Source organism: Bifidobacterium adolescentis ATCC 15703 (assembly GCF_000010425.1).
Classification (GTDB): domain Bacteria; phylum Actinomycetota; class Actinomycetes; order Actinomycetales; family Bifidobacteriaceae; genus Bifidobacterium; species Bifidobacterium adolescentis.
The window spans coordinates 1,121,088-1,147,270 of the sequence record NC_008618.1; the positions used below are offsets into that span (position 1 = coordinate 1,121,088).

A 26,183-nucleotide genomic window follows, 5' to 3' on the forward strand; every position below is an offset into this window, starting at 1 on the left:
GCCATTTTCGGGTCGTTGGTTGCGCGGCGGGACGCGATTTCGTCAGTCGAGGCTGGTGATCAGTGGATTTGGTCGAGTCCCGGGTAAAGCGGGAAGTCTTCGGCAAGCTTGTCGACGCGCGCCTTGAGCGCGTCGACGTCCTGTCCTGCGGCGAGCGCGGTGCCGATGATGTCGGCGACTTCCTCGTATTCCTTGGGTCCGAAGCCGCGGGTGGCGAGTGCGCTGGTGCCGATGCGCAGGCCGGAGGCCACGGATGCGGGGCGTGGGTCGAACGGGACGGTGTTGCGGTTGATGGTGATGCCGCATTGTGCGAGCAGGTCTTCGCCTTGTTTGCCGTCCATTTCGCTGTTGCGTAGGTCGACCATGACCAGGTGCACGTCGGTGCCGCCGGTCAGGACGCTGATGCCGTTGTTTTTGACGTCGTCGGCCATGAGGCGTTCGGCAAGGATCTTGGCGCCGTCGAGGGTGCGTTGCATGCGGTCTTTGAATTCCGGGGTGGCGGCGACTTTGAAGGCGACGGCCTTGCCGGCGATGACGTGCATGAGCGGGCCGCCTTGCTGGCCGGGGAATACGGCGGAGTTGAGTTTCTTGGCGTATTCCTGCTTGGCGAGGATGAAGCCGGAGCGTGGGCCGCCGAGGGTTTTGTGCGCGGTGGAGGATACGACGTCGGCGTATGGGACGGGGCTTGGATGCAGTCCGGCGGCTACGAGGCCGGCGAAGTGGGCCATGTCCACCCAGAATTTGGCGCCGACCTCGTCGGCGATCTCCTTCATGGCTTTGAAGTCTTCGATGCGCGGGTAGGCGCTCCATCCGCCGATGATCATGGCGGGATGGGTTTCGAGCGCACGCTGGCGGATGATTTCCGGGTCGATGCGGAAGGTTTCGGGATTCACGCCGTAGGCTTCGGCGTGGTAGAAGCGGCCGGAGAAGTTGATTTTCATGCCATGGGTGAGGTGGCCGCCGTGGTCGAGGGCGAGGCCGAGGACCGTGTCGCCGGGTTTGACGAGCGCCTGGTAGACGGCTGCGTTGGCCTGTGCGCCGGAGTGCGGCTGTACGTTGGCGTATTCGGCGCCGAATAGGCTTTTGGCGCGTTCGCGGGCGATGGTTTCGATTTTGTCCACCTGCTCGCAGCCGCCGTAGTAGCGGCGTCCCGGATAGCCTTCGGCGTATTTGTTGGTCAGTACGGAGCCTTGTGCCTGAAGCACTGCACGCGGCACGAAGTTTTCGGAGGCGATCATTTCGAGTCCGTTTTGCTGCCTGGATAGTTCGGCGTCGAGGATTTCGGCGATTTCCGGATCCGCTTCGGCGATGGGCGCGTTGAACATGTCGTTCGGTGTTTGCGCAAGAGGTGATGCAGTCATGAAGCCCTCCTTGACTTCGGAATGATCATCCGCTGTACCGCGGGTTACAGAGCAGTGTACGTGTGAAAACGATCGGAGGAAAACCGGGTTTCGAAACATGTGGGAAATATGGCACCGCCTGCGCGCGAAGACATGGACGGCACGATCGCGGTGCCACGTGGAAAAGCAGGACCTTCCGTCGGCAATCGTATGGGGTCGGCGTCCCATTCCACGGACGCGAGGCGACGTTCTTCCCACCTGTGCCGGTACACTGAGAAGCACGTTTGACGTAATCTGTCCGTTCTATTGCTAAGGAAATCAAGTGACCACGTTCCACAGCACACGCAGCACCACCGATTCGCTTACCTCCAAGCAGGCCATCCGCAAGGGCATCGCCGATGATGGCGGCCTGTTCGTGACCGACTCCTTGGGTGAGACCCATGTGGATATCGCTTCCTTGGCCGGCAAGTCCTACCAGCAGATCGCGTTCGATGTGCTGTCCGTGCTGCTGCCGGACTACACCGAGGCCGAGCTCAAGGAGTGCATCGACGAGGCGTACGGCCCGCAGTGGTCCGACGAGAAGATCACTCCGGTCAAGCCGCTCGGCGATGACTATGTGATGGAACTGTTCAACGGTCCGACTTCCGCGTTCAAAGATGTGGCGCTGCAGATTCTGCCGCGTTTCATGGCGCGCACCACTCCGGCGGATGGCGACGCGGATGAGAAGATCATGATCGTCACCGCCACGTCCGGCGACACCGGCAAGGCCGCGTTGGCTGGTTTCGCGGACGCCGCGGGCACCGGCATCACCGTGTTCTATCCGGAAGGCAAGGTCAGCCAGGTGCAGGAGCTGCAGATGACCACGCAGTCCGGCTCCAATGTGAACGTGTGCGCGGTCAAGGGCAATTTCGATGACGCGCAGTCCGCCGTCAAGCGCATCTTCGGCGACAAGGAGCTTGCCGGACGTCTCGCCGATGATTCGCATGTGGTGCTTTCCTCCGCGAATTCCATCAATGTGGGCCGTCTGGTGCCGCAGGTCGTCTATTACTTCTCCGCGTACGCGCAGCTGCTGGAACGCCAGGTCATCAATGTGGGCGACGAGGTCGAGTTCGTTGTGCCGACGGGTAATTTCGGCGACATCCTCGCCGGCTATTACGCGAAACTGCTGGGCCTGCCGGTCAAGCATCTTGTGGTGGCGTCCGACAAGAACAACGTGCTGTTCGACTTCCTGACTTCCGGCACGTACAACCGTCAGCGTCCGTTCTTCCAGACCATTTCCCCGTCGATGGATATCCTCATCTCATCGAACCTGGAGCGCATGCTGTATTACATGTCCGACAAGGACACACGCCTGATCTCCATGCTGATGAACGATCTGAGCCAGTGGGGCGCCTACGAGGTTCCCGAGCCGATGATGAAGAAGATTCGTTCCATCTTCGGCACCGGTTGGGCCGATGAGAACCAGGTGCGCGAGATGATCGCGGACTGCTGGAACAAGAACCATTACGTGATCGACCCGCACACCGCATGCGGCTACTACGTCATGCAGCAGATGCCGCGCGATCCGCTCACGCCGCGCGTGCTGCTGTCCACCGCCAGCCCGTACAAGTTCCCGCGCGTAGTCAACGAATCTCTGGGTCTTGACGCGTCCGGCACCGATTTCGAATGCATGGACGTGCTTGCCAAGGCCACCGGCACCACCGCTCCGGCCGCGCTGCGCGGTCTTGAGACCGCCAACGTGCGTTTCGATAACGTCGTCGAAATCGACGGCATGGAAGGATTCGTCGAGCAGGCCGCGAAGGCGCTGTAAGGTTTCGACAGGCAAAACGGCAACGATACATAGAAGAATCGGCTGTCCGCGATATGCGGGCGGCCGTTTTTCATTGACGCTGGTACAGTGCGTTCCCGAAAGGCAGGAGAATCATGAGCGTAGCTTCAGCATCGCAGTCGGGCGTAACGGCAAATCGGCCGGATGAACCCGCGGAACCGAGGAAGGACCGGCTCATCACCCGTGACGTGGCGCTGGTGATGCTGGCGACGTTCTTCTTCATGACCAGCAACATGGTGATCACGCCGGTCATCGCCGGCTATGGCGAGTCGATGGGAGCGACGGGCGCGCTGATGGGCGTGATCGCCGGCGCGATGAGTTTCGTGTCTCTGTTCTGCCGTCCCATCGCGGGCAATCTGTCGGATTTGGTCAGCAAGAGGTTGCTGGTGGCTGCGGGAACGGTGCTGTACATCGTGGCGGGCGTCATGTATTGTCTTGCCGATTCGACGGGCATGCTGGTCGTGGCGCGCATGGTCAACGGGCTTGGCTTCGCATGCGGCACGGTTTGTCTGGCGACGTGGGTGTCGCTGCTGCTTCCGATCCGGCATATGGGCGCGGGCATGGGATTGTACGGCATCGTCAACGCGTTGGCGATTGCGGTCGGCCCGGCACTCGGCATCCGTCTGCAGGCGGCCGTCGGCTACCAGTGGACGTTCATCGCATCGCTGACGCTTAACGTGTGCGCGTTCGTGACGGTTCTGCTGGTGAAAAACGGTGGCAGGCCGGCTCGTAAAACCGTTGCCGCCGAGCAGTCGTTACGGCATCGTCTGCGTCTTCGCAATCTGGTGGAGCCACGGGCCATTCCATTGGCCGCGGTGTTCATGATGTTCGCCATCCCTTATTTCGCGAACCAGTCGTTCCTGGTGGATTACATTTCCACACGACATCTGCGTATCTCGTCCGACTTGTTCTTCGTGTTCTATGCGGCCGCGCTGCTGGTACTGCGGCTCACGTTGCGCGACCTGTTCGATTCGAAGGGTTTCCGTTTCTGGCTTGTCGTCTGTTCGTTTGCGATGTTGGCGTCGCTTGCCTTTCTCACGTTCATGACGAACGATTGGTATCTGCTTGGCGCGGGCATCGCCATGGCGGCCAGTTATGGACTGATGAGTTCCGTCACGCAGGCGCAGGCGGTGGTGATCGCCGGCCGGGAGCGCAGTGGCTTGGCCAACGGCACGTACTATATGGGCATCGACTTGGGTATGGCGTTGGGGCCGGTGCTGGCTGGAGTTCTCTATGGGCACCTGCCGATCGCATGGTTCTATCCCCTGTTCATGCTGGCGCTGCCGGTGTCTTGGCTGATCTACCTGTCCTTCCACCGTCTCATCCATCCGTCGCACAAGTAACGGACAGGCACCGCAGCCGGTAGGCACCAACTGTTCAGAATGGCGGAATACCAAGGTTTTCAATTACGGCCATGCTGTTATAGATCATATAATAACAGCATGGCCAAATCTGTGTTACTGTTATATATAGCTGTTGAACAGTTTGCGTACACTGTTCGGTCAGGATATATATCACTCGCAGAAAGGGATACAGTGAAGCTGAACATCTCATCCGCGTCCGGCAAACCGATTTACGAACAGATCGAAGATCAGATCCGAGCGGCGATCATGTCGGGCGAACTGCAAACCGGCGAGGCGCTCCCCTCCCTCAGGAAGCTTGCCAAGGAACTGCACATCAGCGTGCTCACCATCGCCAGAGCGTACAGCGAGCTGGCGGATGAGGGGCTTGTCGAGAATGTGCAGGGCAAAGGCACGTTCGTGCTGGCCCACGGCAACGAGCTTATGAAGGAACGTGCGCGCGAACGCATCATGGACGTGTTCCGGCAGACGGTAACCGCCGCCAAGGCCGCCGACATCAGCCTGCTTGATCTGCTTGGCATGTTCGAGAAGGCGTATAGGGAACAATCATGAGCCGCGTCTTCATGAGGCTCAACAAGATATGGACCTGATCGGCGTCATGAAAGCGTGAAGCGGTCGAATCACGCAATGGCCCGGAAACATCAGGCGATGATGCAAACCGTTACAGTATGACGGGCGCGTCGTGGAAGTCGAACATGACGCCGTCGGCCAGATTGCAGATCTCAGGCCAGTCGGCGTCGGAGGAATCGTCGTGCATGGCCCACACATGCATGCCGACCGACTTGGCCGAGCGCATGCCGACCAGCAGATCCTCGAATACGGTGCAGTCGCTTGGTTTGATGCCGAGACGCGACGCGGCCAGCAGATATACGTCCGGCTCAGTTTTGCCGACGTCGCCAGCATCGTCGACGCTGACCACGTCATCGAAATAGTCGAAAATGCCGACGTGCTTCATGGCCGGTTCGCGCAGCATCGGCGGCAATGACGTGGCCACGGCCAGTTTCGCGCCGCTCGCCTTCAACGATTCCAGATATTCGCGCGCATACGGTTTGGCTTCAACCACCGTGGCGTACATGACACGTGCCATATGGTCCCACTCCTCCATCAACGCTTCGGGAGTGTCCGACAGGCCGAATCGTGCGATTGTGTATTCGGCGATCTGGCGGAATTGCATGGCCGCGACCTTCTGCATGTAGTCGTCCGGCACCTCGATGCCGCGTTTGGCAAGGAAGTCGACGTCCACCTGATCCCACACGCCCATGGAGTCGAGTAGCGTGCCGTCAAGGTCGAAGATGGCGCCTTTGCCTTGGTTCGCCTTGGTTTTCTGTGTCATATCGGCTCCTTTGTTTTGCAATTACCGCTTTTACGATTTGCGATTACTTTTTACGATTGAATCCGCCGTCAGTCAAGCACCGACGATTTGAGCAGTTCCTCGGCATGTTCCAGAGATGTTTCACTTTCGCTGCCGGACAGCATGCGGGCGATTTCGTGCACGCGCTCATCCCCGCGCACCTGGCTGATGGTGGTGGCGATGGAACCATCCTTGGTTTCGCCTTTGGCGACCACATATTGTTCGTCCGCCCAGGAGGCGACCTGCGGCAGGTGCGTGACGACCAGAACCTGCGCGGATTGGGCGAGTTTGGCCAAGCGGGCACCCAGTTCCACAGCGGCCTTGCCTCCCACGCCGGCGTCGACCTCATCGAAGATGAACGTCATCGGCGGCACGGTTCCGCCGGCCACGACATGCTTTTCGGCGGCGACCAGTTCAAGCGCGAGCATCAGACGGCTCAATTCGCCGCCGGATGCGCTTTTGCCCATCGGCAGTTGCGGGGAGCCGGGGAACGGGGTGAAGAGGAATTCGATGTCGTCCGCTCCGGTGGCGTCCAACTGTTCGCGTTCGGCCACGCGGATCTCCAGTTTCGAAGTGCCCATGGCCAGCGAATCAAGTTCCGCGGTGACTTTGGACGCGAGTTCCTTCGCCGCGGCTCTACGCCGTTTGCTCACAGCCTGCGCGGCTTTTTTCGCAGCCTCAAGCAGTTGGGCGCGTTCGGCTTCCAGCTGTTCGACCTTTTCCGGCGAGGCGTCCAAATCCTCCAAATCGTATACGGCCTTGTCCCTCCACGTGATCACGTCGGACAATTCCGGCCCCCATCGGCGGGTCAGCTCGTCCAGTTCGTGGATGCGCCCGTTGATGGCATCCAGATCCTCCACGCTCGCCTCATTGTCCACTTCGCCGGACAGGCTGAACACCACGTCGGACAAATCGGTGCTGATGGAGTCGAGCCGGTCGGCGAGTTCGGAGAACACGCCTTCCACGTGAATGGCGCGCAATGCCTGCGAGGCACGGTCGATCAAATCGGCGGCGCTGGCCGATTCAACGTCATCCGCCACTTGCGAAGCGTCCAACGCACCCAATGCGCGGGTCACGCCTTCGGCGATTTCGGCGGCGTTTTCGATGCGGTCCCGCCGTGCGCGCAATTCGTCCATCTCCCCCGGCTGCGGGTCGACCCGGTTGATGCGTTCGATTGACTCACGCAGGTAATCCGCCTGCTGGCGCATGGACGATTCCTGGCTGCTGAGCCTTTCCAAACGCTCGTCCATTGCGCGCAGCGCGTTCCACGTCTTGCCGTAGGCGGCCAACGCCACTTCATCCCCCGCGTAGCGGTCCAGGAATTCACGCTGCCGCGAAACGGTCGCGATACGTAACTGGTCGGCCTGGCCGTGGATCGTCACCAATTCGGCGGCGACGGAAGCAAGCACGGAACGAGGCACGCTACGTCCCGACAACATGCTGCGGGATCGTCCGGAAGCCGGCACCTTGCGCGACAGGAACAGTTCGCCGTCCTCTGGCTCGAAGCCAGCCTCCCGTGCGGCGGCCACCGCGGCCGGCGACGAAGCGACTTCGAACACGCCCTGCGCCCACGCCTCCTGAGCGCCGACGGAAACACGGCCGCCGTCGGAGGGACCGCCGGAAATCAGTCGGATCGCACTGAGCAGCATCGATTTGCCGGCACCTGTTTCGCCGGTGATCGCCGTCATACCGCCTGCCGGGGCGATCAGCGCGGAACGGATCGGACCGAGATTGTGGATCTCAAGCTCTTCCAGCATGCCCTGTCACTTCCCGCTTTCCGGTTTGCCGGTTCTAGGGAACGATTGCCCATGATGCGTGCCACCGGTCTTGCGCGCCTGCTCGCGCCATCCGACGACAGGCAGGTCGAATTTGGTGACGAGACGGTTCGTGAACGGCACGCCGGACAGTCGCGCCAATCGCAAAGTGCATTTCGATTCGCGCACTTCGATGCGTGTGCCTTTCGGCAGGGCGCGCTGGCGGCGGCCGTCGCAGCAGATCCAACCGTCGGACGTGGAATCGTCAAGAATGTCGATGGCGAACGTGGAGCCGGAGCCGATGATGAGCGGACGTGCGAACAATGCGTGCGCGGCCAACGGCACCAATTGCAATGCCTTCACATTCGGCCACATGATCGGCCCGCCCGCGGAAAACGCGTAGGCGGTGGAACCGGTCGGCGTGGATACGATCACGCCATCGCAACCGAAGGAGCTCATCTCCACGTCGTCGACACGGATGGACAGTTCCACCATTTTGCCACGGTCGGCGCGTTCCAGCGTGATGTCGTTCAACGCCCAGTCCTCGATGGGTTCCGTCGCGCCCGGCAGCCATACGTCGACGTGGGCGATCATACGTTCGTCGATGGAATAGTCATGGTCGGCGATCCGGCGGATGGCCTCGCTCATCTGGAAGCTTTCAAATTCGGCAAGAAAGCCGACGTGGCCCAGGTTCACACCGAGAATGGGCACTTCGGTGGCATGCACCAGTTCGGCTGCGCGCAGGATGGTACCGTCTCCTCCGAGCACCACCACGATTTCCGTGTTCTTCGGCACGGCGGGCGTCCTGCTGCCGAACTCGGGCGCTTCGATATTGTCGATGATCGTCACTTCGAAATTGGCGCGTCTCAACTGCTCGACGGCTTCTTCGACCACCGTGCCGCTTTCACGCAGACGCGTATGCGTCACCACCACCGCATGTCGGGTACCGATCATCGCAAGCCCTTTCGTATAACGGGCGCCCCATGCGAGGTGCCACTACCCGCCAGTGTAGTCGAACAAATGAACGAATGACGGCAGCGGGTGTCCAGAACACGCCGCAGACGTCCGAAGAGTCCCATGGAGCCACCGCGGAACCGTCGAACGGTACGTCCATGGCCCATTCGTCACACTACCGCCTACAATAGCTCAAGGAAACGAAGACCGTTTATACAGACAAGGAGCGAGGAACAGCATGTCCAACCTCGTCTTCGACGAGTCCTCCTCCAATCGCGAGGCCTCACATGGCTATGCCTGGTGGTTCTCCGGGGACACGTTCGAGAAGGCCATGGCGGAGGAGCGCAAGCCGCGCAAGCGCAGCCTAATGCACAGACTCACCACACATCCCGGACGTCTGACCATCCTGTACTTCATGATGTTGGGCGCATTGTCCACGCTGCTCCTGCTCACGCCCACCGCCACGCCGAAAGGCGAGAAGACGACGTTCACCACCGCGTTCTTCACCGCGATCTCCGCGATTTCGACGTGTGGCATCTCCATCGTCAATTCGACGACGCATTGGTCCGCTTTCGGCCAGGCCGTGCTCATCTTCTCCGTGCAGATGGGCGGCTTGGGCGTCATGACGTTCGCTTCACTCATCGCCTTGGCCGTGAACCACCATCTCAAGGCCACGCAAAAGCTGCTGACGGCCAACGAGCTGGGCACCACGAAACTCGGCGAGATCAAGGGCGTGCTCACCGTGGTCATCGCCACCGCGTTCACCATCGAAGGCATCACGTTCGTGGCGCTGTTCCCCGGCCTGTACAAAGTCAATCATGGCAATGTGCGGCACACGCTGTGGGAATCGTTGTTCTTCGCGGTCATGGCATACAACAACGCCGGCTTCACCCCTGACGGCGCCGGCCTGCATGTCAACAATTGGGCTGTCGGTCTGCCTATCCTCGTCAGCGCGTTCTGCGGCACGCTCGGCTTTCCCGTCCTGCTTAACCTCATGCGCTCATGGCGCAACCATCGTCCGCCGAAGCGTTGGAGCCTGCATACCAAGCTCACGCTGACCACCACGTTCTGCATCGTGCTCGCCTCGTTCACCTGGTTCCTCCTCATGGAATGGAACAACAAACTGCTGTTCGCCACCGAAGGTGTGGAACCGCGGTTGTGGCATGCGATGGTGGCGGCCGTCATGCCCCGCAGTTCCGGCTTCGACCTGTCATGGATGCCGGGCGTGAGCGACGCGACGAAGGTGTTCCTATCCATCGTCATGTTCATCGGCGGCGGCAGCACTTCGACCGCAGGAGGCATCCGCGTCACCACATTCGCCGTGATTCTGTTGACCTGCCGTGCCGCGTTCACCGGACGCCATGACGTCAACGCGTTCCATCGTCGTATCCATTCGCAAGCCGTCATGACCGCTGTGGCCGTCACCACGTCATGTCTGATGCTTGTCACCGTGGTGTCCATGGCGTTGATGGCCATCACCGGCTGCTCGCTGAGCAACGCGCTGTTCGACACCTGCTCGGCGTTCGGTCTGGGAGGCTATTCGGTCGGCGTGGCCAGCGCTTCTAGTCCAGCGGTCCTGTACATTCTCGCCGCGACCATGTTCATCGGCAGGCTCGGTCCGCTCACCATCGCCTACGCGATCTCCAGGCCGCGCAATGTGGAGCCGGTCCGCTACCCCACCGAGCAGATCGTGGTCGGCTGAGCGGATTCGTCGATACGGTTTCTATACCCGCAACTTCCTATACTTGAATCCGGAACAGAACATCGAAAGGTACGCGAACAATCATGGCTAACAACACCAGAAGCGTTCTTGTGGTAGGACTCGGCCGTTTCGGCAGTTCCGTAGCCACCACATTGGATGCGATGGGCCAGGATGTGCTCGCCGTCGACAAGGACGGCGAACTGGTGAACCGCTGGTCGTCGCAGATTCCCACCGTGCAGGCCGATATGACCGATGTGATGGCGTTGGAGCAGATCAACGCCTCCGATTTCGATACGGCGGTCGTTGCCATCGGCGACAGCGTCGAAGCGTCCGTCATCACCGCCGGCAATCTGCTTGATGCCGGCATCTCCGACATTTGGGCGAAGTCGGTGTCCAAGGAGCATGCGCGCATTCTGCAGCGTATCGGGGCACGCCACATCATCAACGCGGAGACCGATGCCGGCAAGCGCGTGGGGCACTTGGTGTCCGGCAACTATCTGGACTACATCGAGCTTGAAGGCGCGTACAGCGTGGTGAAGATCCACACTCCCCCGCATGTCGTCGGTTACTCCATCGAGGATGCGCGCGTGCATGAACGGTTCGGCATCACCGTGGTCGGTGTCAAATCGCCGGGCAAGGAATTCGAATACGGTTCGAAAGAGCTGATTATGCACCGTAACGACGAGCTCATCATCATGGGCAAGCAGGATCAGATCGACAAGTTTTTGAGGGGCTAGGCCCGCGGAACATGCAAAAGGCCGGCGGTCCATATGGGATTTTTCATATGGGCTGCCGGCCTTTCATTTTTACGCTATCGATTGGCGGAGAACGGTTTACGCCACTGCATACAGCAGATACTCGATGTTGCCGTGCGTGCCTTCGATCGGTGAGACCGCCGTGGCGCGTACATCCAGTCCGTTGGCTTTCGCGCAGGCGGTGACGGTGTCGAGCGCCTGTTTGCGTAAGGTTTCGCTTTCCACGATGCCGTTTTTGCCGAGGTTGCCTTTGCCGACTTCGAACTGCGGTTTGACCAGTAGCACGACGTGTGCGCCGGGCGCGGCGATGCGCGCGATGACGGGAATCACGTATGTCAACGAGATGAATGACACGTCGGATACGATCATGCTTGGCCGGTACGGCAGATCATCCGCTTCGACGTCGCGGATGTTGACGCCGCTCATTTCGATGATGCGCTCGTTGCCTGCGATGCGCGGGTCAAGCTGGCCGTGTCCCACGTCGAGCGCGATCACATGCGCGGCACCGCGTCGCAGAAGCACGTCGCAGAAACCGCCGGTGGACGCGCCGATGTCGAGGCAATCGAGTCCTTCCGCGGAACGCAGGCCCGTCTGGGAGAACATGTCGAACGCGCCGACCAGCTTGTAGGCTCCACGGGAGACGTAATCGTCTCCCAGATCGGCATCAAGCGTGTCGGCGGCCGTGACTTTGAGCGACGCTTTGGATGCGACGGTGCCGTTCACCCGGACCTTGCCGGATTCGATCAGCCGTTGTGCTTTGGAGCGACTATCCGTGACGCCACGCTCCACCAGCGCGATGTCGAGTCGGACGACGGCACCGGAATCGTCATTCATGTTGCGCATACGCACGTGCGGCAATCAGGCGATTCGGAATTCCGGCACGATCATGCCGTCGACGCTGTGTCCGCGATCCGCCGCATCCCACATGGCGGCGCAGGCCGCACGAAGACCGTCGACGCTGGTGATGTCGGTGACGTAAAGACGATCGCCGTCGACGCGCGCCTGCACGTCGCGGCAGCTCCAAGCGCCAGCCTCATGCACGACTTCGGGGGCCGACTCGTTAAGTCCGGTCAGGTCCTTGGCGATGTAGGTCGGACGCAGATGCTCCGGAGCGAACATCAGCTCATGCGGATTGGTGACGCCGGTCAGCACGGCCAGGGAATCATAGCCGCCACGGTTGCCGGCTTCGATATCGGTATCGAGGCGGTCGCCGATGGCGAGGCATGCTTCCTTGGCCACTGGTTCGGCACCATCATGCGCGGCAAGCAGTCGGGCTTCGTCGTACATGGCGGATTCCGGCTTGCCTGCGGACGAAACCGGTTCCACACCAGTGGCGTTGATGACGGCCATGATCATGGAACCGCAACCGGGGGCGATGCCCAGCTCACGCGGAATGGTCAGGTCGCGGTTGGTCACGAAATACGTGGCGCCCTGTTCTACGGCGTAGGCGATTTGCGCCATCTGGTTCCAAGACATGTCCGGGTACCAGCCTTGGATGGCCGCGACCGGCTTGTCTTCGGCGGAATCAACCACTTCAAGACCCTGCTTGGCGACTTCCTCACGCAGATGCTGTGCGCCGAGCACGAACACTTTCGCACCTTGCGGCACCGCACGGGCCACCATGCGGGCAGCCACCACGGACGAGGTAATGACCTGCCATGGTTCGACGTCAAGGTCGAAGCCTTTAAGCTGGTCGGCCACCACGGATTGCAGTCGGGAGGAATTGTTGGTGGTGTATTCCACCGTCATGCCGAGGCCTTCGGCCTTACGGATGCTCTCTGCAGCATGTTCCACCGGATTCTTGCCACGGTAGACCACGCCGTCAAGATCAAGCAGCGCCAGCTGGTAGGCTTCGCTCAGCGGACGGGTTGTGGATTTCAGCATTGTTTTGCCTCACCTCACTCGTTGTCGGAATCGGCTGCGGATTCGACCTCATCCTCAGTCTGGTCGTCTTCGGAGTCGCCCGCGTTTTCGCCGTCACCGGCAGGCTCGTCGTCGGACTCGGCGCCTTCCTTGGCCGCTTCGGCATCAAGCTGGGTCTCATCGTTGGTCTCGCCGTTCTCGTCGACGGCCTCGGAATCGTCCTCATCCTCGTCTTCCGGCGCATACTGGGCGTCATCTTCGGAAATGCCGAGCTTGTCCATAAGCTCGTCGTTCAATTCCTGCATGTCGTATTCAATGACCAGATCGTCGGAGGTCTCGTCCTCTTCGGCATCGGCGTACTGCAGCTCAAGCTTGTCAAGCAGCTGGTCGAGGGCCACGGCCTCATCGGAGCGTCCGGCCTGCTCAAGGAAGTACTGTTCGGCCTGCACCGCACGCATGCGGTATTCGCCGGCCAGGCCCTTGGAACGGCCCAGCGTATGCACGATCTCAATGGCCTTATCCCACAGCTCGAGGTCACCCAGCGCGCCCGCGTACACGAGGAACATCTCGGCCTTGGATTCGCCGCGCAGATACTTCGCGTCATCGCTCATGGCGGTTTCGATGGCCTTCTTCGGCTCGCCCATGCCACGCTCGCAGTCGGCGATGAACGGCAGATAGTCAAGGAAACCGTTCATGCGGAACGCGGTGCGGAACTCACGCAGGGCAAGTTTGTAATCGCCCTGACGGTAGGCCACGAACGCAAGGGTCTCACGCGCGAAATCAATACGGGAAGCCTGATGCGCCACCCACTTGGCGTGTTCGAGCGCCAGCTCCGGATCCCTTTCCTCAAGCGTGTAGGCGGCGAGGATGTGCAGGCCGATGTTCTCCGCATGTTCCTTGGACAGGCCACGCAGACGCTCACGGTCATCGGTGGACAGCATGCTCCACTCGATGCCCTTCGGCATCTTCGGCTCGCCCGGGCGACGATGCGTGTACGGGTTTTGCGACGGGAAGCTCATCGTGCCGTCGGAATTGCGACGCGGCTTCGACAGGTATTCACCACGCTTCGCCTCGCGGTACTCCATCTTCTCTTCACGGGTGAATTCGCGGCGCTCCTCGCCTTCCGGACGCTGGTCGCGGTCCTTGTGGAAGTCACGACGCTGGTTGTCACGGCGGAAATCCCTGCGATCGCCGTCACGACGATCATCACGACGGAAATTACGACGCTCGCCATCACGGCGCTCCCCGCGGCGGTCATCGCGGCGGAAGTCTCTGCGATCGCCGTCCTTGTGGAAGTTGCGGCCGCCACGACGCTCACCATCGTCACGGCGGAAGTCACGACGGTCACCGTCATGACGGAAATTGCGACGCTCGCCATCGCGACGGTCATCATGGCGGAAACCGGAACGCTCACCATCACGCTGGTAGCGCGGATTGTCGCCGCGATTGCCGCGATAGCCGCCGCGGCGGTCGTCACGACGCTCGCCATCGCGGTTGAACTTGCGCGGACCGTTGTGGAAACGACGCTCCTGACCTTCGCCTTCGCCATCGCGATGGAAATCGCGGTCGCCACGACGGTATCCGCCGCCATTGCCCTTACGATATCCGCCCTTACGGTCATCGTTGTGGAAGCCGCCGGACTTGTGTCCGTAGGACTTGCCGCCGTTGCCGCGCGGCTTGAATCCCTTGCCACCGCGGTTACCCGGCCTGCCCGAGCCGTAGGACTTGTGGTTGCCGTAGGACTTGCCGCGCGATCCGCGCTGTTCTTCTGCCATGCTGTTCCTTATTGGTCTTGAGATACTTGCGATTATTTACTTACGATTGCCTATGCGTCTCACGCCTGTTCGACGACGCCGAGCGCCTTCTTGCCGCGGCGGATGAGCACGAAACGACCATGCAGGAAGTCACCTTCCTGCAACGTCTGTTCCTCATCCTCCACGCGCGTGTTGTTGAGGTACACGCCACCGGACTTGATGGTCTTGCGCGCCTCGGAAATCGACTTGAACAGGCCTGCCTTCATACCAGCCTCGGCCACACGGTCGCCGGCTGCGACCTTGGCGAATTCCCCATCGACCTTCATGCCGTCGATAGCGGCCTCAAGCGTGGACTCGTCGATGTCCGCCAGATCGCCGCCACGTCCGAACAACGCGCCGGCAGCTTCGATGGCCTGGCGAGTGGCTTCCTCGCCATGCACGAAGCTGGTGACCTCCCATGCGAGGGTGCGCTGCGCCTCACGCGCGCCCGGATTGGTCTTGCTTTCCTCGATAAGCCGTTCGATTTCGGCCTTTGGCAGGAAGGTGAACGCCTTGAGCAGGTTCTCCATCTCGCTGTCGGGACGGTTGAACCAGAACTGGTAGAACTTGTAGGGGCTGAGCATCGTGCCATCCAACCAGACGGCGTTGCCTTCGGACTTGCCGAACTTCTTGCCCTGCGCGTCGGTGATGATCGGGCTGGTGAACACGTTCACGTCCACGCCGCGCACCTTGTGGATCAGATCCAGACCGGAGGTGAGGTTGCCCCACTGGTCGGAGCCGCCAATCTCCAGCACGCAATGGTATTCGTCGAACAGGTGCAGGAAGTCGTTGCCCTGAAGCACCTGATAGCTGAACTCGGTGAAGGAGATGCCTTCCTCGGAGTTGAGGCGACGGGCCACGGTGTCCTTGGCGAGCATGGTGCCCATACGGAAATTCTTGCCGACGTCACGCAGGAAGTCGATGACGTTCATCGAAGCGGTCCAATCGTAGTTGGACACGAAACGCACCGGATTGCTGCCTTCGGTCTCGAGGATGCCGCCGATCTGCTTCTTCAGACGATCGGCCCAGCCGGCCACGACGTCCTTCGGGTTGAGCGTGCGTTCGCCCGACTGGCGCGGATCTCCGATCAGGCCGGTGGCGCCGCCGACCAACGCGATCGGATGGTGTCCTGCGGCCTGCAGGTGGCGCATGTTGATGAGCTGAACGAGGTTGCCGATGTGCAGGGAGGCGGCGGTCGGATCGAAGCCGCAATAATAGGTGATGGGCTCTCCGTTCAACGCTTCGGCGAGTCGATCCCTGTCAGTGGACTGGGAAATCAACCCGCGCCATTCCAGTTCATCGAGGACGGAATCGAAACCGGCCTCCTTGAAATCGATGACGTGAGCCATAACTGTGCTTTCTCCCTATCGAATTGTGGACATTACCGCGTTTTACGCACCCTACAGTTTCGCAGAAGACACAGACAGCCGCGTGTGCCGTTTTCCATGTTTTTATCAAAGCGATCACGGAACATGCCGGTTAAAATCGAAAATGGAATCTCATCGACGAGAAGAAGGGAGGTCTGCATGGATCGCAAAGGCATGAAGGCCAATGCAAGGAAAGCCTATAAGAGACACTATTGGATGATAGTCGTCATCTGCCTGTTCGCTTCGGTGTTCGGTGTCGCCTACAGTTCGTCGACATGGTCGGTGAACGCCAGTTCCCCGTCCGCAACCGTGCAGGAGGATGGCACAGCGCAATCCGACAACGTGTCGAAAGTGTTGGAGAACCTGCTTGTCGGCGATGAAAGCCAGGCACGCAGGCAAGTGGAGCACAATCAGGAGCAGATCGTGCAAAACGACACCAATGCCATGATGGGGCGTAAACGCGGCGTGTTCGCGTCTCTGCTCAACTCGTTCTCATCGGGTTCGGTCATTCTGTCGATGGCCGATGCGGCCAATTCCATCGTGCATAATGACGGCGTCGCCGTGGCCGTACCGATCGTCGTATCCCTGGCCGTTTACCTTTTCGTATGGCTGTTCGTCCAGCAGACATACCGGGTGGTCATGATGCGCATGCTGCTTGAGGGGCGGACCTACGACAAACTTCCCGTGAGCCGTTTCCTCTACCCGATCACCACGCGCAAATGGTTGTCGATGGCGAAGGTGATGCTGCTCGAGAACGTGTTCCTGTTCCTGTGGACGTTCACCATCATCGGCGCGCTCATCAAACCGTATTCCTACCGTATGGTGCCCTACATCGTCGCCGAAAATCCGAATATCGGGGCACGGGAGGCCATCAGCCTGTCCAGGCGCATGATGAAGGGTCACAAGTGGGAGTGTTTCGTGGCCGACCTGTCGTTCCTTGGCTGGTGGCTGCTCAATCTGTTCACGCTCGGCTTGAGCGGCATCTTCTATTCCAACGGCTATAACGCGGCGTTTTTCGTAGAATATTACGTGCATGTGCGCGGATTGTCCAAGGATTCGGGATTGGAGGGAAGCGAGCTGCTCAGCGACGAATACCTGCACAGCAAGGCCTCCGCTGAGACATTGCATGCCGCGTATGGTGATGTTGCCGAAACGGTGGAGCAGTTGTCCAGCAATCTTGTTCCGGTGGACAAGCCGAACGGTTTCGTCGGGTTCCTGTCCGAATGGTTGGGCGTGCGTATCCTGCATGCGCGGTCGGTGACCAAGTATGAGGAGTATCGCGAGCAACTGCACCAGATCGATACCGGCAGGGAGATTCTGGACGGCGCTATCTATCCTGGTCGTCTGGCTCCGGCGCCGATGGCGTTCCGGTTCCGCGAATCCCGCACCGTCAGCTCCGATCGCAGCTATTCGTTGGTCAATCTGGTCATGATGTTCTTCATCTTCTGTTTCGTGGGATGGGTATGGGAGGTGAGCCTCGCCTTCATTTCCGAAGGAACGTTCGTGAATCGTGGCACGCTGCATGGGCCATGGCTGCCGATCTATGGCACCGGCGGAGTGATTATCCTTATTCTGCTGAAGAAGTTGAGGAAGAAGCCCTTGTTCGAGTTCCTGGCCGCCATGGTCTTGTGTGGCGGGTTGGAGTACTTCTCGTCCTGGTATCTGGAGAAGACCCACGGAGGACAACGCTGGTGGGATTACACCGGTTATTTTCTCAATCTCAATGGTCGTATCTGTGCCGAGGGTCTGCTGACGTTTGGTTTGGGCGGTTTGGCGATCGTGTATCTGCTGGCTCCTGCATTGGACAACTTGCTGAGTCGTATCGATACAAGAAAGCTCACCGTTGTGGCCGTCGTGCTTCTGGCGTTCTACTGTGTGGACCAGGCGTATTCGGCGCAGCATCCGAACATTGGTACCGGCATCACCGATTACAAGGGGTCGGCCACATCGCAAGTATCGTAGCCCCTATCCGATGTGATGCATAAAGGGATTTTGCCCGTCAGCGTGCGCAACGCAGGTTGGCGGGGCAAATCGTTTTTGGACACATGCTATACGACACGTGTGGCCGGTGGAAACTTACTTTCGGCGCAGCATCTCACGCACGGTTTCCATGATCTTGCTGTATTTGGTGGAGTCCGTGGAACGCATGCGTGGGAAGGAGCGGATCATACGACGTTGCTGCCAATTCAACGCGGAAGAGACAAGCTGACGCATATTGGCAACACGTTCCTGCGACGATTCCGACAAATCATGCATCTTCTCGCGGAATTCCTCTTTGCCCCACTGCCAGGAGTCTCCGGCCTTCTCCGCACGCTCCTGCACCGCTTCGCTGAATTTGGCGAGACGCTCGGACAGGCCGACGATGCCCACCACGGTGACGATGGTGTCGATGATAACGACGATGGCGGCGACCGCGCATATCACGTGCACGGCAAGCAGCGGAATCATGGCGGTGAGCCGTTCGACCTGCGGCTGGACCACATCGATGATCAATACTCCGCCGAATCCGAATACGATTGCGCCGAGCAGACAGATGCGGCCTTGGATGTTGAATCGGTAATGGCTGTAATCCCACCATCTGGCGTGGAACAGCTTTTCCATGCCCCAAGAGGTGATGTATTCGAGTATGCTCGCGCCGAATGAGGAGATAAGGAAAATCTCGATGGGATTCGTGAAGTCATGCAACAGCACGATCGCAAGCACCGCGCCGCATCCGTAAATTGGGCACAACGGCCCGTTAAGGAAACCACGGTTGACCCATCGACGTTCCGAAACGGACACGAGAACCGACTCGTACACCCATCCGATGAAAGCGTATAACAGGAACCAAAGGAACAAATATTCGAGTGTGAGCGCCACAGCCATCAGCTCCTGTCCGTCGGTTGTTCGGATGCGGGTTTGTCGAAACGATCGAAAGAGAGCGTTTCCTTCGTGGCGCTGATTTTGTCGGCCGCGGTGACAAGGTATCCTTCGATGTACTTCGGCGGATAGGGAGTCAATGGGAACATGTGATGTTCGATGCTGTCCCGTTCGATCTGGTTGAGTTTGAAATCCCGTATGGCGTTGCGCATGGCCGTTTCACCATGTGTGAATCCGTGTAGCCGATGGGTGCCGTTGTCCCAGTCATGCCAATCGTAAAGGAAGTAATCATGGAGCAAAGCGGCGCGAATCAACGAACGTAGATCAACCCTATTCCACAGGTGCAGTCTGTCTGCCAGCCAGACGGACAGACAAGCCACACGAATGGAATGGGCGAATGTGGTGACCACGCCATGCTGGTAGCAGACCCTTTCGATGGCCATGTGGTCATGTTCCAGAATCTCCCGGCCGTGCGCGTAGACCAGCCGTCGTATCTGCGTGCGCGTCAACAGCACCGCTTTTTGCTCCTTGCTTAATAGGGATTACTTGAGCAGGGATTCGGGCGACTTGTATGCGGAACCGTCGGACACGGAGTTGGCGAAGGCGCGTAGCTGCTCGATGGTGGTCTTGGCGGAAACGATCTGTTCGCGCACGCGCAGCGGGGAGGTGCCTCCCTTGCCGTTGCGGGCGGAGACGGAGCCTTCGGTGGACAGCACTTCACGCACCTGCGGGGCCTTGTCCGCCGGCAGGAAGTCCTTGAACACGTTGATGAAGTCCTCGTCGGTCAAATCCCACAGCTCCTGGCCGTGGTCTTCGGCAATCTTGACGCATGCGCCGGAAAGCTCGTGCGCGTGACGGAACGGCACACCGTTCTTGACGAGCCATTCGGCGATGTCGGTGGCGAGGGCGAAACCGGTCGGGGCTTCGGCTTCGAGGCGTTCCTTGTCGAAGACCATGGTGGCGACCATGCCAGTGAATGCCGGCAGCAGCACTTCAAGCGTGTCCACTTGGTCGAATACGGCTTCCTTGTCTTCCTGCAGGTCGCGCGCGTAGGCTGTCGGCAGGCCTTTCAAGGTGGCGAGCAGGCCAGTCAGGTCGCCGATGAGTCGTCCGGACTTGCCGCGAGTGAGTTCGGCGATGTCCGGATTCTTCTTCTGCGGCATGATGGACGAGCCGGTGGAGTAGGCGTCATCAAGACGCACGAACGCGAATTCCTGGGTGTTCCAGATGATGATCTCTTCGGACAGGCGGCTCAGATCGACACCGGTCATGGCGGCGATGAAGGCGAATTCGGCGACCAGATCACGGCTGGCGGTGCCGTCGATGGAGTTGGCGGTCACCTTGGAGAAGCCCAGCTCACGGGCCACAGCCACCGGTTCGAGGCCAAGGGTGTTGCCGGCGAGGGCACCGGAGCCGTACGGGCTGGCGTCGATGCGCTTATCCCAATCGGCGAGACGTTCCACGTCACGCAGCAGCGGCCACACGTGGGCCATGAGCTGGTGGGCAAGCAGAACTGGCTGGGCGTGCTGCATATGCGTACGTCCCGGCATGACGGTGCGACCGGCTTTTTCGGACTGCTCGATCAGTGTTGCGGCGAGACCGAGCAGCATTTTGGCGATGATGCGGCTGTGGCGGCGCAGCCACATGCGGATGAGCGCGGCGATCTGATCGTTGCGGGAACGGCCGGCGCGGAGCTTGCCGCCGAGTTCGTCACCTGCGATTTGAAGCAGGCCGCGTTCGAGTGCAGTGGCCTCGTCCTCGTCATCCTCGATCGGAGCGAATGCTCCGGAATCCACGCGGCGCTGCAGCTCGTCAAGGGCGTCTTCCATGCGCTGCAGCTCATCGGCGGTCAGCAGTCCGGCGCGGCCCAGTGCACGGGCATGGGCGCGCGAACCGGCGATATCGTCATCGGCGAGTCGCCAGTCGAATTGGGTGGACTTGCTCAGCCGTGCGAGTTCCGGCGACGGACCAGACTTGAAACGGCCGCCCCACAGGGCAAGATGCTCACCATTGGTAGTGCTCTCGGTCATTGTTTTTCCAAATCTCCTTGCAGATATGACTGAGGGAGAGCTTACCAGTCAGGATGGTCCCGACGGTACGCTCTCCCCCATTATCAAGACGATTCACAACGTGAATCCGGATGATGCTTACTCGACGCTGTTCTCCGGAACCTCGATGCCGTTGCCGAACTTGACGTCGCGGGCTGCGGCCACGCGGCTCGGCAGACCATAGATGTCGATGAAGCCGTTGGAGGACTTCTGGTCGAAGCTGTCGCCGGAATCGTAGGTGGCCAGGTTGTAGTCGTACAGCGAGCTGTCGGAGCGACGGCCAGTCACGACGGCGCGGCCACCGTGCAGAACCATGCGAATCTCGCCGGAGACGTACTTCTGGGTGTCTTCGATGAAGGCGTTCAGGGACTGGGTTGCCGGGGAGAACCACTGCGCGTCGTAGACCAGTTCGGCCCAGCGCTTGTCGATGTCGCGCTTGATGCGGTGCTGCTCGCGTTCGAGGCAGCAGTTCTCGAGTTCCTGGTGGGCGGTGATCAGCGCCACTGCGCCCGGAGCCTCGTACAGCTCGCGGGACTTGATGCCTACCAGACGATCCTCAATCAAATCGATACGGCCGATGCCCTGCGCGCCTGCACGACGGTTCATCTCTTCGATGGCCTGCAGCGGAGTGACGTCATGACCGTCGATCTTGACCGGGACGCCCTGCTTGAATTCGATGACGACCTCATCCTCGACCGGTGGGAACGCCGGATCGTCGGTGTAGGAGTAGCAGTCCTTGGTCGGACCGTTCCACGGATCCTCGAGGAAACCGGTCTCGATGGCGCGGCCCCACACGTTCTGGTCGATGGAGAACGGGCTCTTCTCGGTCTGCACGATCGGCAGCTTGTGTTCCTTGGCGAAGGCGATCTCGACGTCGCGGGTCAGAGACAGGTCACGAATCGGGCTGATGGCCTTCAGCGTCGGGTCGATGGAGGCGATGGAGACCTCGAAACGAACCTGATCGTTGCCCTTGCCGGTGCAGCCGTGGGAAATGGTGTCAGCGCCGAACTGGTGGGCGGCACGGACGAGATGCTTGGAAATCAGCGGACGGGAGATGGCGGAGACCAGCGGGTACACGCCTTCGTACATGGCGTTGGCCTTCAGGGCCTTCATGCAGTATTCGTTGGCGAATTCATCACGGGCATCGACCACGTAGGCTTCGACCGCACCGCATGCCAGCGCGCGCTGCTTGATGGTTTCGAGGCTTTCGCCGCCCTGGCCGACGTCGAGGGACACGGCCACAACATCCTTGCCGGTGCGTTCCTTCAGATACGAAATGGCGACGGAGGTGTCAAGACCACCGGAGTACGCCAGGACGAGACGATTCTGATCGCTCATGGTTTCCCTTTCTAACATCCAACGTTATTCATCAGTATATGCACAGCTCTGTATATTTATGCATATTTGGTGCGTCGTGTCCACTATATGGCTATTCACGCTTTGGAAGCGACATCAAGCAGCCATTGCGCACGCCGTTTGGCGACATCATCCTCGGAGCAGATAACCATGACCGTGTCATCTCCGGCGATGGTGCCAAGCACGCCTTCGATGGGCTGCTTATCGATGACGCTGGCCACATATTGCGCGGCGCCGGATGGCGTGTGCACGACCACGAGATTACGTGCCGCGGCCACGGATGTGACCAGTCCGGACAGTACCCGGCTAATCTGCTGCTCGGTTTTGGCGTCCGGGTTAGAAGCCGGATGTTCATCAATGTTCTGTTTGCCGACGGCGTAGGCCACGGTTCCGTCGGCAAGACGGGTCTTCGTGGCGTGAATCTCATCGAGATCACGGCTCAGCGTGGCCTGCGTCACCTCGATGCCCTGGTCGGCGAGAATCTGCGACAGTTGCGATTGCGAGGTGACGATGCGCGTCAGCAGCGCCTGCTCAATGGCGCTCAGTCGAGCGGTTCGTGTGGCAGGACGCTGCAACGCGGGAGTGTGGTCAGTCATCAGACCAGCAGGCTTTCATCGCCACGGGCCTTGCCGGCCAACCAGGTCAGCAACGCCTTCTGGGCGTGCAGACGGTTGCCTGCTTCATCCCAAACCACGGACTGAGGACCATCGATAACCTCGGCGGTGACCTCCTTGCCGCGATATGCAGGCAGGCAGTGCTGGAAGATGGCGTCGTCCTTGGCCTTGGCCATGAGTTCGGCGTTCACCTGGTAATCCCAGAACGGCTTGGAACGGACAGCGTATTCCGCTTCCTCGCCCATGGAGACCCACGTGTCGGTGAAGACGCAATCGGCTCCGGCAACAGCCTCATTCGGATCAGTAGTGACGAGGATGGAGCCGCCGGTCTCAGAGGCAATCGCTTCGGCATCGGCAACGATCTGCGGATCCGGCAGGTATCCGTACGGTCCTGCCACACGCACGTTCATGCCCGCCACAGCGCCGCCGAGCAGGTAGGAGTTGGACATGTTGTTGGCCGCATCGCCGAGATAGGCGATGGTCTGGTTCTTGAGGTTGTCTACACCGCCGCGATGTTCCGCGATGGTCTGGAAGTCAGCAAGAATCTGGCACGGATGGAATTCGTCGGTCAGTGCGTTCACCACCGGATGGGTGGAGTACTTGGCCATTTCCGCAACACGGTCCTGACCAAAGGTGCGCCACACCACGCCGTAGGCCATACGGTCAAGCACGCGAGCCGTGTCGGCCACCGGTTCGCCACGGCCCAGCTGGGAGCCGGACTTGTCAATGACCAGCGGATAGCCACCGAGTTCGGCCACGCCAATGGAGAAGCTGGAGCGGGTACGGGTACTGGGCTTGTCGAAAATCACGGCGATGCCCTGCGGGCCAGCGAACGGCTGGTGATAGAAACGGTTCTTGTGGAACTTGATGGCCAGTTCCAGCACCTGCTTCTGTTCTTCGTGGTTCAGATCGTCATCGCGCAGCATATGGCGCAGTTCAGGGGTTGCCATTGGTATAGAGGCTCCTTTCAAATTCTTCGGGTTCGTCCGAGATCAGTCGTTAGGCAGGTCGGACGGAATCTTGGCGAGGATGGACACCGCTTGATCGACGTCCTGAGCAGTGATGACCAGCGGCGGGGCGAGACGCAACGCATTCGGAGCCACTGCATTGACGATGAGACCGTGTTCCAAAGCCCAGTTCATGGCCGCATGCGAGCAGGGGTGGGCAAGTTCGATGGCGTCGAGCAGGCCACGGCCACGCACGGAGACGAATAGCGGATTACCGCAGGAGGCGATACCGTCGCGCAGCTGCTTGCCGCGTTCTTCGGCGTTGTCCACGAGGCTGTCCTCTTCGATGACTCCCAGCGTTGCCAATGCCGCCGAAGCGCCCAATGGATTGCCTGCGAAAGTGGAGCCGTGGGAACCCGGGGTGAACAGCGCGGACAGTTCGGCGCCGAAGGAAATCATGCCGCCCATCGGGAAACCACCGCCAACGCCCTTGGCGAAAGTGACGATGTCCGGGGTCACACCGCCGGAAAGATCCTCACGCTGGAAGGCGAACCATGCTCCGGTGCGTCCGATGCCGGTCTGCACTTCGTCGATGATGAGGAGCGCCTTATGTTCGTCGCACAGTTTGCGGGCGGCCTTCACATAGTCCGCTCCGAGCGGCATCACACCGGCCTCGCCCTGGATAAGCTCCATGATGACGGCCGCGACCGGCCCTTTGCCGTACTTGCCCTGACCGGTTTCGGCGAAAGCGTCGTGCAAGGCTTCGACGTTGCCGGCCTCCACAAATTCGATGTTCGGTACCAGCGGCTCGAATTTCTCACGGATGGCGGGCTTCCACGTTGCGGACAGCGCGCCCATGGTACGGCCGTGGAAACCGTGGGTCATGGAGATGATGCGTGCCGGTTTGCCGCCGATCTCAGGCGACGCGCCCGGCAGGGTGCGCCCGTAGAGCTTGGCGAGCTTCAGCGCCGCCTCGTTACCTTCCGCGCCGGAATTGCCGAAGTAGACGCGGGAACCTTCCGGAGCGCCCGCGAGCTTGACGAGTTTGGCGGCGAGCTTGATCTGCGGTTCGGTGGCGAAGTAGTTGCTCACATGCGCGGCCTTGGCGGCCTGCTCGCTGACGGCCTTCACCCACTTCGGATGGGCGTATCCGAGTGCGTTGACGGCGATGCCTGCAAGGAAATCGAGATATTCATTGCCGTCGACATCCCAGATGTGGGCGCCCTCACCGTGGTCCATCACGCGCAGGGGCGTGCCAAACACGTTCATATGCACCTGGGAGTACTCTCCCAGCCACTTGGCATCTTCAGTGCCGAGTGTTTCCAGTTGTTCAGTTGCCATAGGAACTCCTCATTTCAATACCGTCCTCGGGCACGACCATGGTGCCGATGCCGTCGGTGGTGAAGATCTCGTTCAGGATGGAATGCGGTTTGCGACCGTCGATGATATGGGCCCGCGGAACACCTCCGTCGATGGCGCGCACGCAGGCTTCCATCTTCGGACGCATGCCGCTTTCCAGGTCGGGGAGCATATCGCGCAGATTCTCCACGCCGATGCGGCCAATCAGGGAGTCACGGTCCGGCCAATCGGCATACAGACCATCGACGTCGGTCAACACGACCAGCTTGCTGGCTCCAAGGGCCGCGGCAAGGGCGGCCGCGGCGGAGTCGGCGTTCACGTTGAGCACTTCGGTGGCATCGTCTTCATTCGGCGCCACGGAGGAGACCACCGGAATACGTCCGGCGTTGATTAGATCCTCCACGGCGGACGCGTCGACGCTCACCACGTCGCCGACCAAGCCGATATCGGTGGGTTTGCCGTCAATGACCGGTTTGCGCTGCATGGCCGAGAACAGGGCGCCGTCCTCGCCGGACAGTCCGACCGCGAATGGACCGTGCGCGTTGATCAGGCCAACGAGTTCACGGGACACCTTGCCTGTCAGCACCATGCGGACCACATCCATGGCTTCCGGAGTGGTGACACGCAATCCGCCCTTGAATTCGGACTTGATACCCAGGGCCTTAAGCATTTGGGAGATCTGCGGACCGCCACCGTGCACCACGACCGGGTGCAGTCCCACCTGACGCAGGAACACCATGTCTTCGGCGAAGCAGGCTTTCAGATGATCGTCGATCATCGCATTGCCGCCATATTTGATGACGATGCGTTGTCCGGCGAATTCCTCCAGCCACGGCAGCGCTTCGATAAGCACCTCCGCCTTCTGGTCGGCGCGCAGGTCGGTGTGCACGTCGAAGTGGAATCCAGGTCCTTTGAGTTCTTTGGCCATTCCT

General features: G+C 60.3%; 22 protein-coding genes. 6 read left to right on the top strand and 16 right to left on the bottom strand.

The features are described 5' to 3' along the window. Positions 1-59 precede the first annotated feature (59 nt). Complete coding sequence (glyA, locus tag BAD_RS04835) at positions 60-1,361, bottom strand: serine hydroxymethyltransferase (protein WP_011743261.1); 1,302 nt, start codon at positions 1,359-1,361, stop codon at positions 60-62. A 301-nt stretch (positions 1,362-1,662) separates the two neighbouring features. Here glyA and thrC point away from each other — a divergent pair, with 301 nt between their 5' ends. The 3 genes from thrC (at position 1,663) to BAD_RS04850 (ending at position 5,081) form a co-directional block, all read left to right on the top strand. Continuing rightward, positions 1,663-3,150, top strand: a complete 1,488-nt coding sequence (gene thrC, locus BAD_RS04840) for a threonine synthase (protein ID WP_011743262.1) — start codon at positions 1,663-1,665, stop codon at positions 3,148-3,150. A gap of 113 nt (positions 3,151-3,263) precedes the next feature. After that, positions 3,264-4,511 (top strand): MFS transporter, encoded by a 1,248-nt coding sequence (locus tag BAD_RS04845; protein WP_011743263.1) that lies wholly within the window; start codon positions 3,264-3,266, stop codon positions 4,509-4,511. Between the two features lie 192 nt (positions 4,512-4,703). After that, positions 4,704-5,081 carry a GntR family transcriptional regulator gene (locus tag BAD_RS04850; protein WP_033500285.1) on the top strand — a complete coding sequence of 126 codons (378 nt, stop codon included), beginning with the start codon at positions 4,704-4,706 and terminating at the stop codon, positions 5,079-5,081. A 109-nt stretch (positions 5,082-5,190) separates the two neighbouring features. Here the strand turns inward: BAD_RS04850 and BAD_RS04855 are convergent, their stop codons facing one another. The 3 genes from BAD_RS04855 to BAD_RS04865 form a co-directional block, all read right to left on the bottom strand. Continuing rightward, positions 5,191-5,862: an HAD family hydrolase gene (locus tag BAD_RS04855; RefSeq protein WP_041777322.1), complete on the bottom strand. Its 672-nt coding sequence runs from the start codon at positions 5,860-5,862 to the stop codon at positions 5,191-5,193. 68 nt (positions 5,863-5,930) lie between these two features. Beyond that, a complete protein-coding gene (gene recN / locus BAD_RS04860; RefSeq protein ID WP_011743266.1) occupies positions 5,931-7,637 on the bottom strand; it encodes a DNA repair protein RecN in 1,707 nt (568 codons plus the stop codon). A gap of 6 nt (positions 7,638-7,643) precedes the next feature. After that, the gene (locus tag BAD_RS04865) at positions 7,644-8,588 is read right to left on the bottom strand and encodes an NAD kinase (protein ID WP_011743267.1); all 945 of its coding nucleotides are present in this window, start codon (positions 8,586-8,588) and stop codon (positions 7,644-7,646) included. A 238-nt stretch (positions 8,589-8,826) separates the two neighbouring features. Between BAD_RS04865 and BAD_RS04870 the strand changes: the two genes are divergently transcribed. Continuing rightward, positions 8,827-10,290 carry a potassium transporter TrkG gene (locus BAD_RS04870; protein ID WP_011743268.1) on the top strand — a complete coding sequence of 488 codons (1,464 nt, stop codon included), beginning with the start codon at positions 8,827-8,829 and terminating at the stop codon, positions 10,288-10,290. 83 nt (positions 10,291-10,373) lie between these two features. Then, positions 10,374-11,027 (top strand): potassium channel family protein, encoded by a 654-nt coding sequence (locus BAD_RS04875; protein WP_011743269.1) that lies wholly within the window; start codon positions 10,374-10,376, stop codon positions 11,025-11,027. Between the two features lie 96 nt (positions 11,028-11,123). Here BAD_RS04875 and BAD_RS04880 read toward each other — a convergent pair whose 3' ends face one another. The 4 genes from BAD_RS04880 to tyrS are packed head-to-tail and all read right to left on the bottom strand — an operon-like array spanning position 11,124 to position 16,050. Then, on the bottom strand, positions 11,124-11,879 hold the full coding sequence (locus BAD_RS04880) for a TlyA family RNA methyltransferase (protein WP_011743270.1): 756 nt from the start codon (positions 11,877-11,879) through the stop codon (positions 11,124-11,126). Between the two features lie 24 nt (positions 11,880-11,903). Beyond that, positions 11,904-12,929: an HAD-IIA family hydrolase gene (locus BAD_RS04885; RefSeq protein ID WP_011743271.1), complete on the bottom strand. Its 1,026-nt coding sequence runs from the start codon at positions 12,927-12,929 to the stop codon at positions 11,904-11,906. Positions 12,930-12,943: 14 nt separating this feature from the next. Next, a complete protein-coding gene (locus tag BAD_RS09150) occupies positions 12,944-14,683 on the bottom strand; it encodes a tetratricopeptide repeat protein (RefSeq protein ID WP_011743272.1) in 1,740 nt (579 codons plus the stop codon). Between the two features lie 59 nt (positions 14,684-14,742). Further along, entirely contained in the window at positions 14,743-16,050 is a 1,308-nt protein-coding gene (gene tyrS / locus BAD_RS04895) for a tyrosine--tRNA ligase (RefSeq protein WP_011743273.1), read from the bottom strand. 177 nt (positions 16,051-16,227) lie between these two features. On the opposite strand from tyrS, the gene BAD_RS04900 reads away from it, so the two are divergent. Then, a complete protein-coding gene (locus BAD_RS04900; RefSeq protein ID WP_041777323.1) occupies positions 16,228-18,030 on the top strand; it encodes a DUF975 family protein in 1,803 nt (600 codons plus the stop codon). 114 nt (positions 18,031-18,144) lie between these two features. Here BAD_RS04900 and BAD_RS04905 read toward each other — a convergent pair whose 3' ends face one another. The 8 genes from BAD_RS04905 to argB all read right to left on the bottom strand — a co-directional run bounded on the left by BAD_RS04905 (position 18,145) and on the right by argB (position 26,179). After that, a complete protein-coding gene (locus BAD_RS04905) occupies positions 18,145-18,933 on the bottom strand; it encodes a putative ABC transporter permease (RefSeq protein ID WP_011743275.1) in 789 nt (262 codons plus the stop codon). After that, entirely contained in the window at positions 18,933-19,439 is a 507-nt protein-coding gene (locus BAD_RS04910; RefSeq protein WP_038445395.1) for an HD domain-containing protein, read from the bottom strand. The genes BAD_RS04905 and BAD_RS04910 overlap by 1 nt, the downstream gene beginning before the upstream one ends. 30 nt (positions 19,440-19,469) lie before the next feature. Continuing rightward, the gene (gene argH / locus BAD_RS04915; protein WP_041777324.1) at positions 19,470-20,957 is read right to left on the bottom strand and encodes an argininosuccinate lyase; all 1,488 of its coding nucleotides are present in this window, start codon (positions 20,955-20,957) and stop codon (positions 19,470-19,472) included. 117 nt (positions 20,958-21,074) lie between these two features. Further along, positions 21,075-22,331: an argininosuccinate synthase gene (locus tag BAD_RS04920; protein WP_011743278.1), complete on the bottom strand. Its 1,257-nt coding sequence runs from the start codon at positions 22,329-22,331 to the stop codon at positions 21,075-21,077. 77 nt (positions 22,332-22,408) lie between these two features. Continuing rightward, positions 22,409-22,927, bottom strand: coding sequence for an arginine repressor (locus tag BAD_RS04925; RefSeq protein WP_003810288.1), 519 nt, complete (start codon positions 22,925-22,927; stop codon positions 22,409-22,411). Then, entirely contained in the window at positions 22,927-23,895 is a 969-nt protein-coding gene (argF, locus tag BAD_RS04930; protein WP_011743279.1) for an ornithine carbamoyltransferase, read from the bottom strand. The genes BAD_RS04925 and argF overlap by 1 nt, the downstream gene beginning before the upstream one ends. 42 nt (positions 23,896-23,937) lie before the next feature. Further along, complete coding sequence (locus tag BAD_RS04935; protein WP_041777325.1) at positions 23,938-25,233, bottom strand: acetylornithine transaminase; 1,296 nt, start codon at positions 25,231-25,233, stop codon at positions 23,938-23,940. Beyond that, positions 25,223-26,179, bottom strand: coding sequence for an acetylglutamate kinase (argB, locus tag BAD_RS04940; RefSeq protein WP_003810291.1), 957 nt, complete (start codon positions 26,177-26,179; stop codon positions 25,223-25,225). Before argB ends, BAD_RS04935 begins: the two co-directional genes overlap by 11 nt. Between the last annotated feature and the right edge of the window lie 4 nt (positions 26,180-26,183).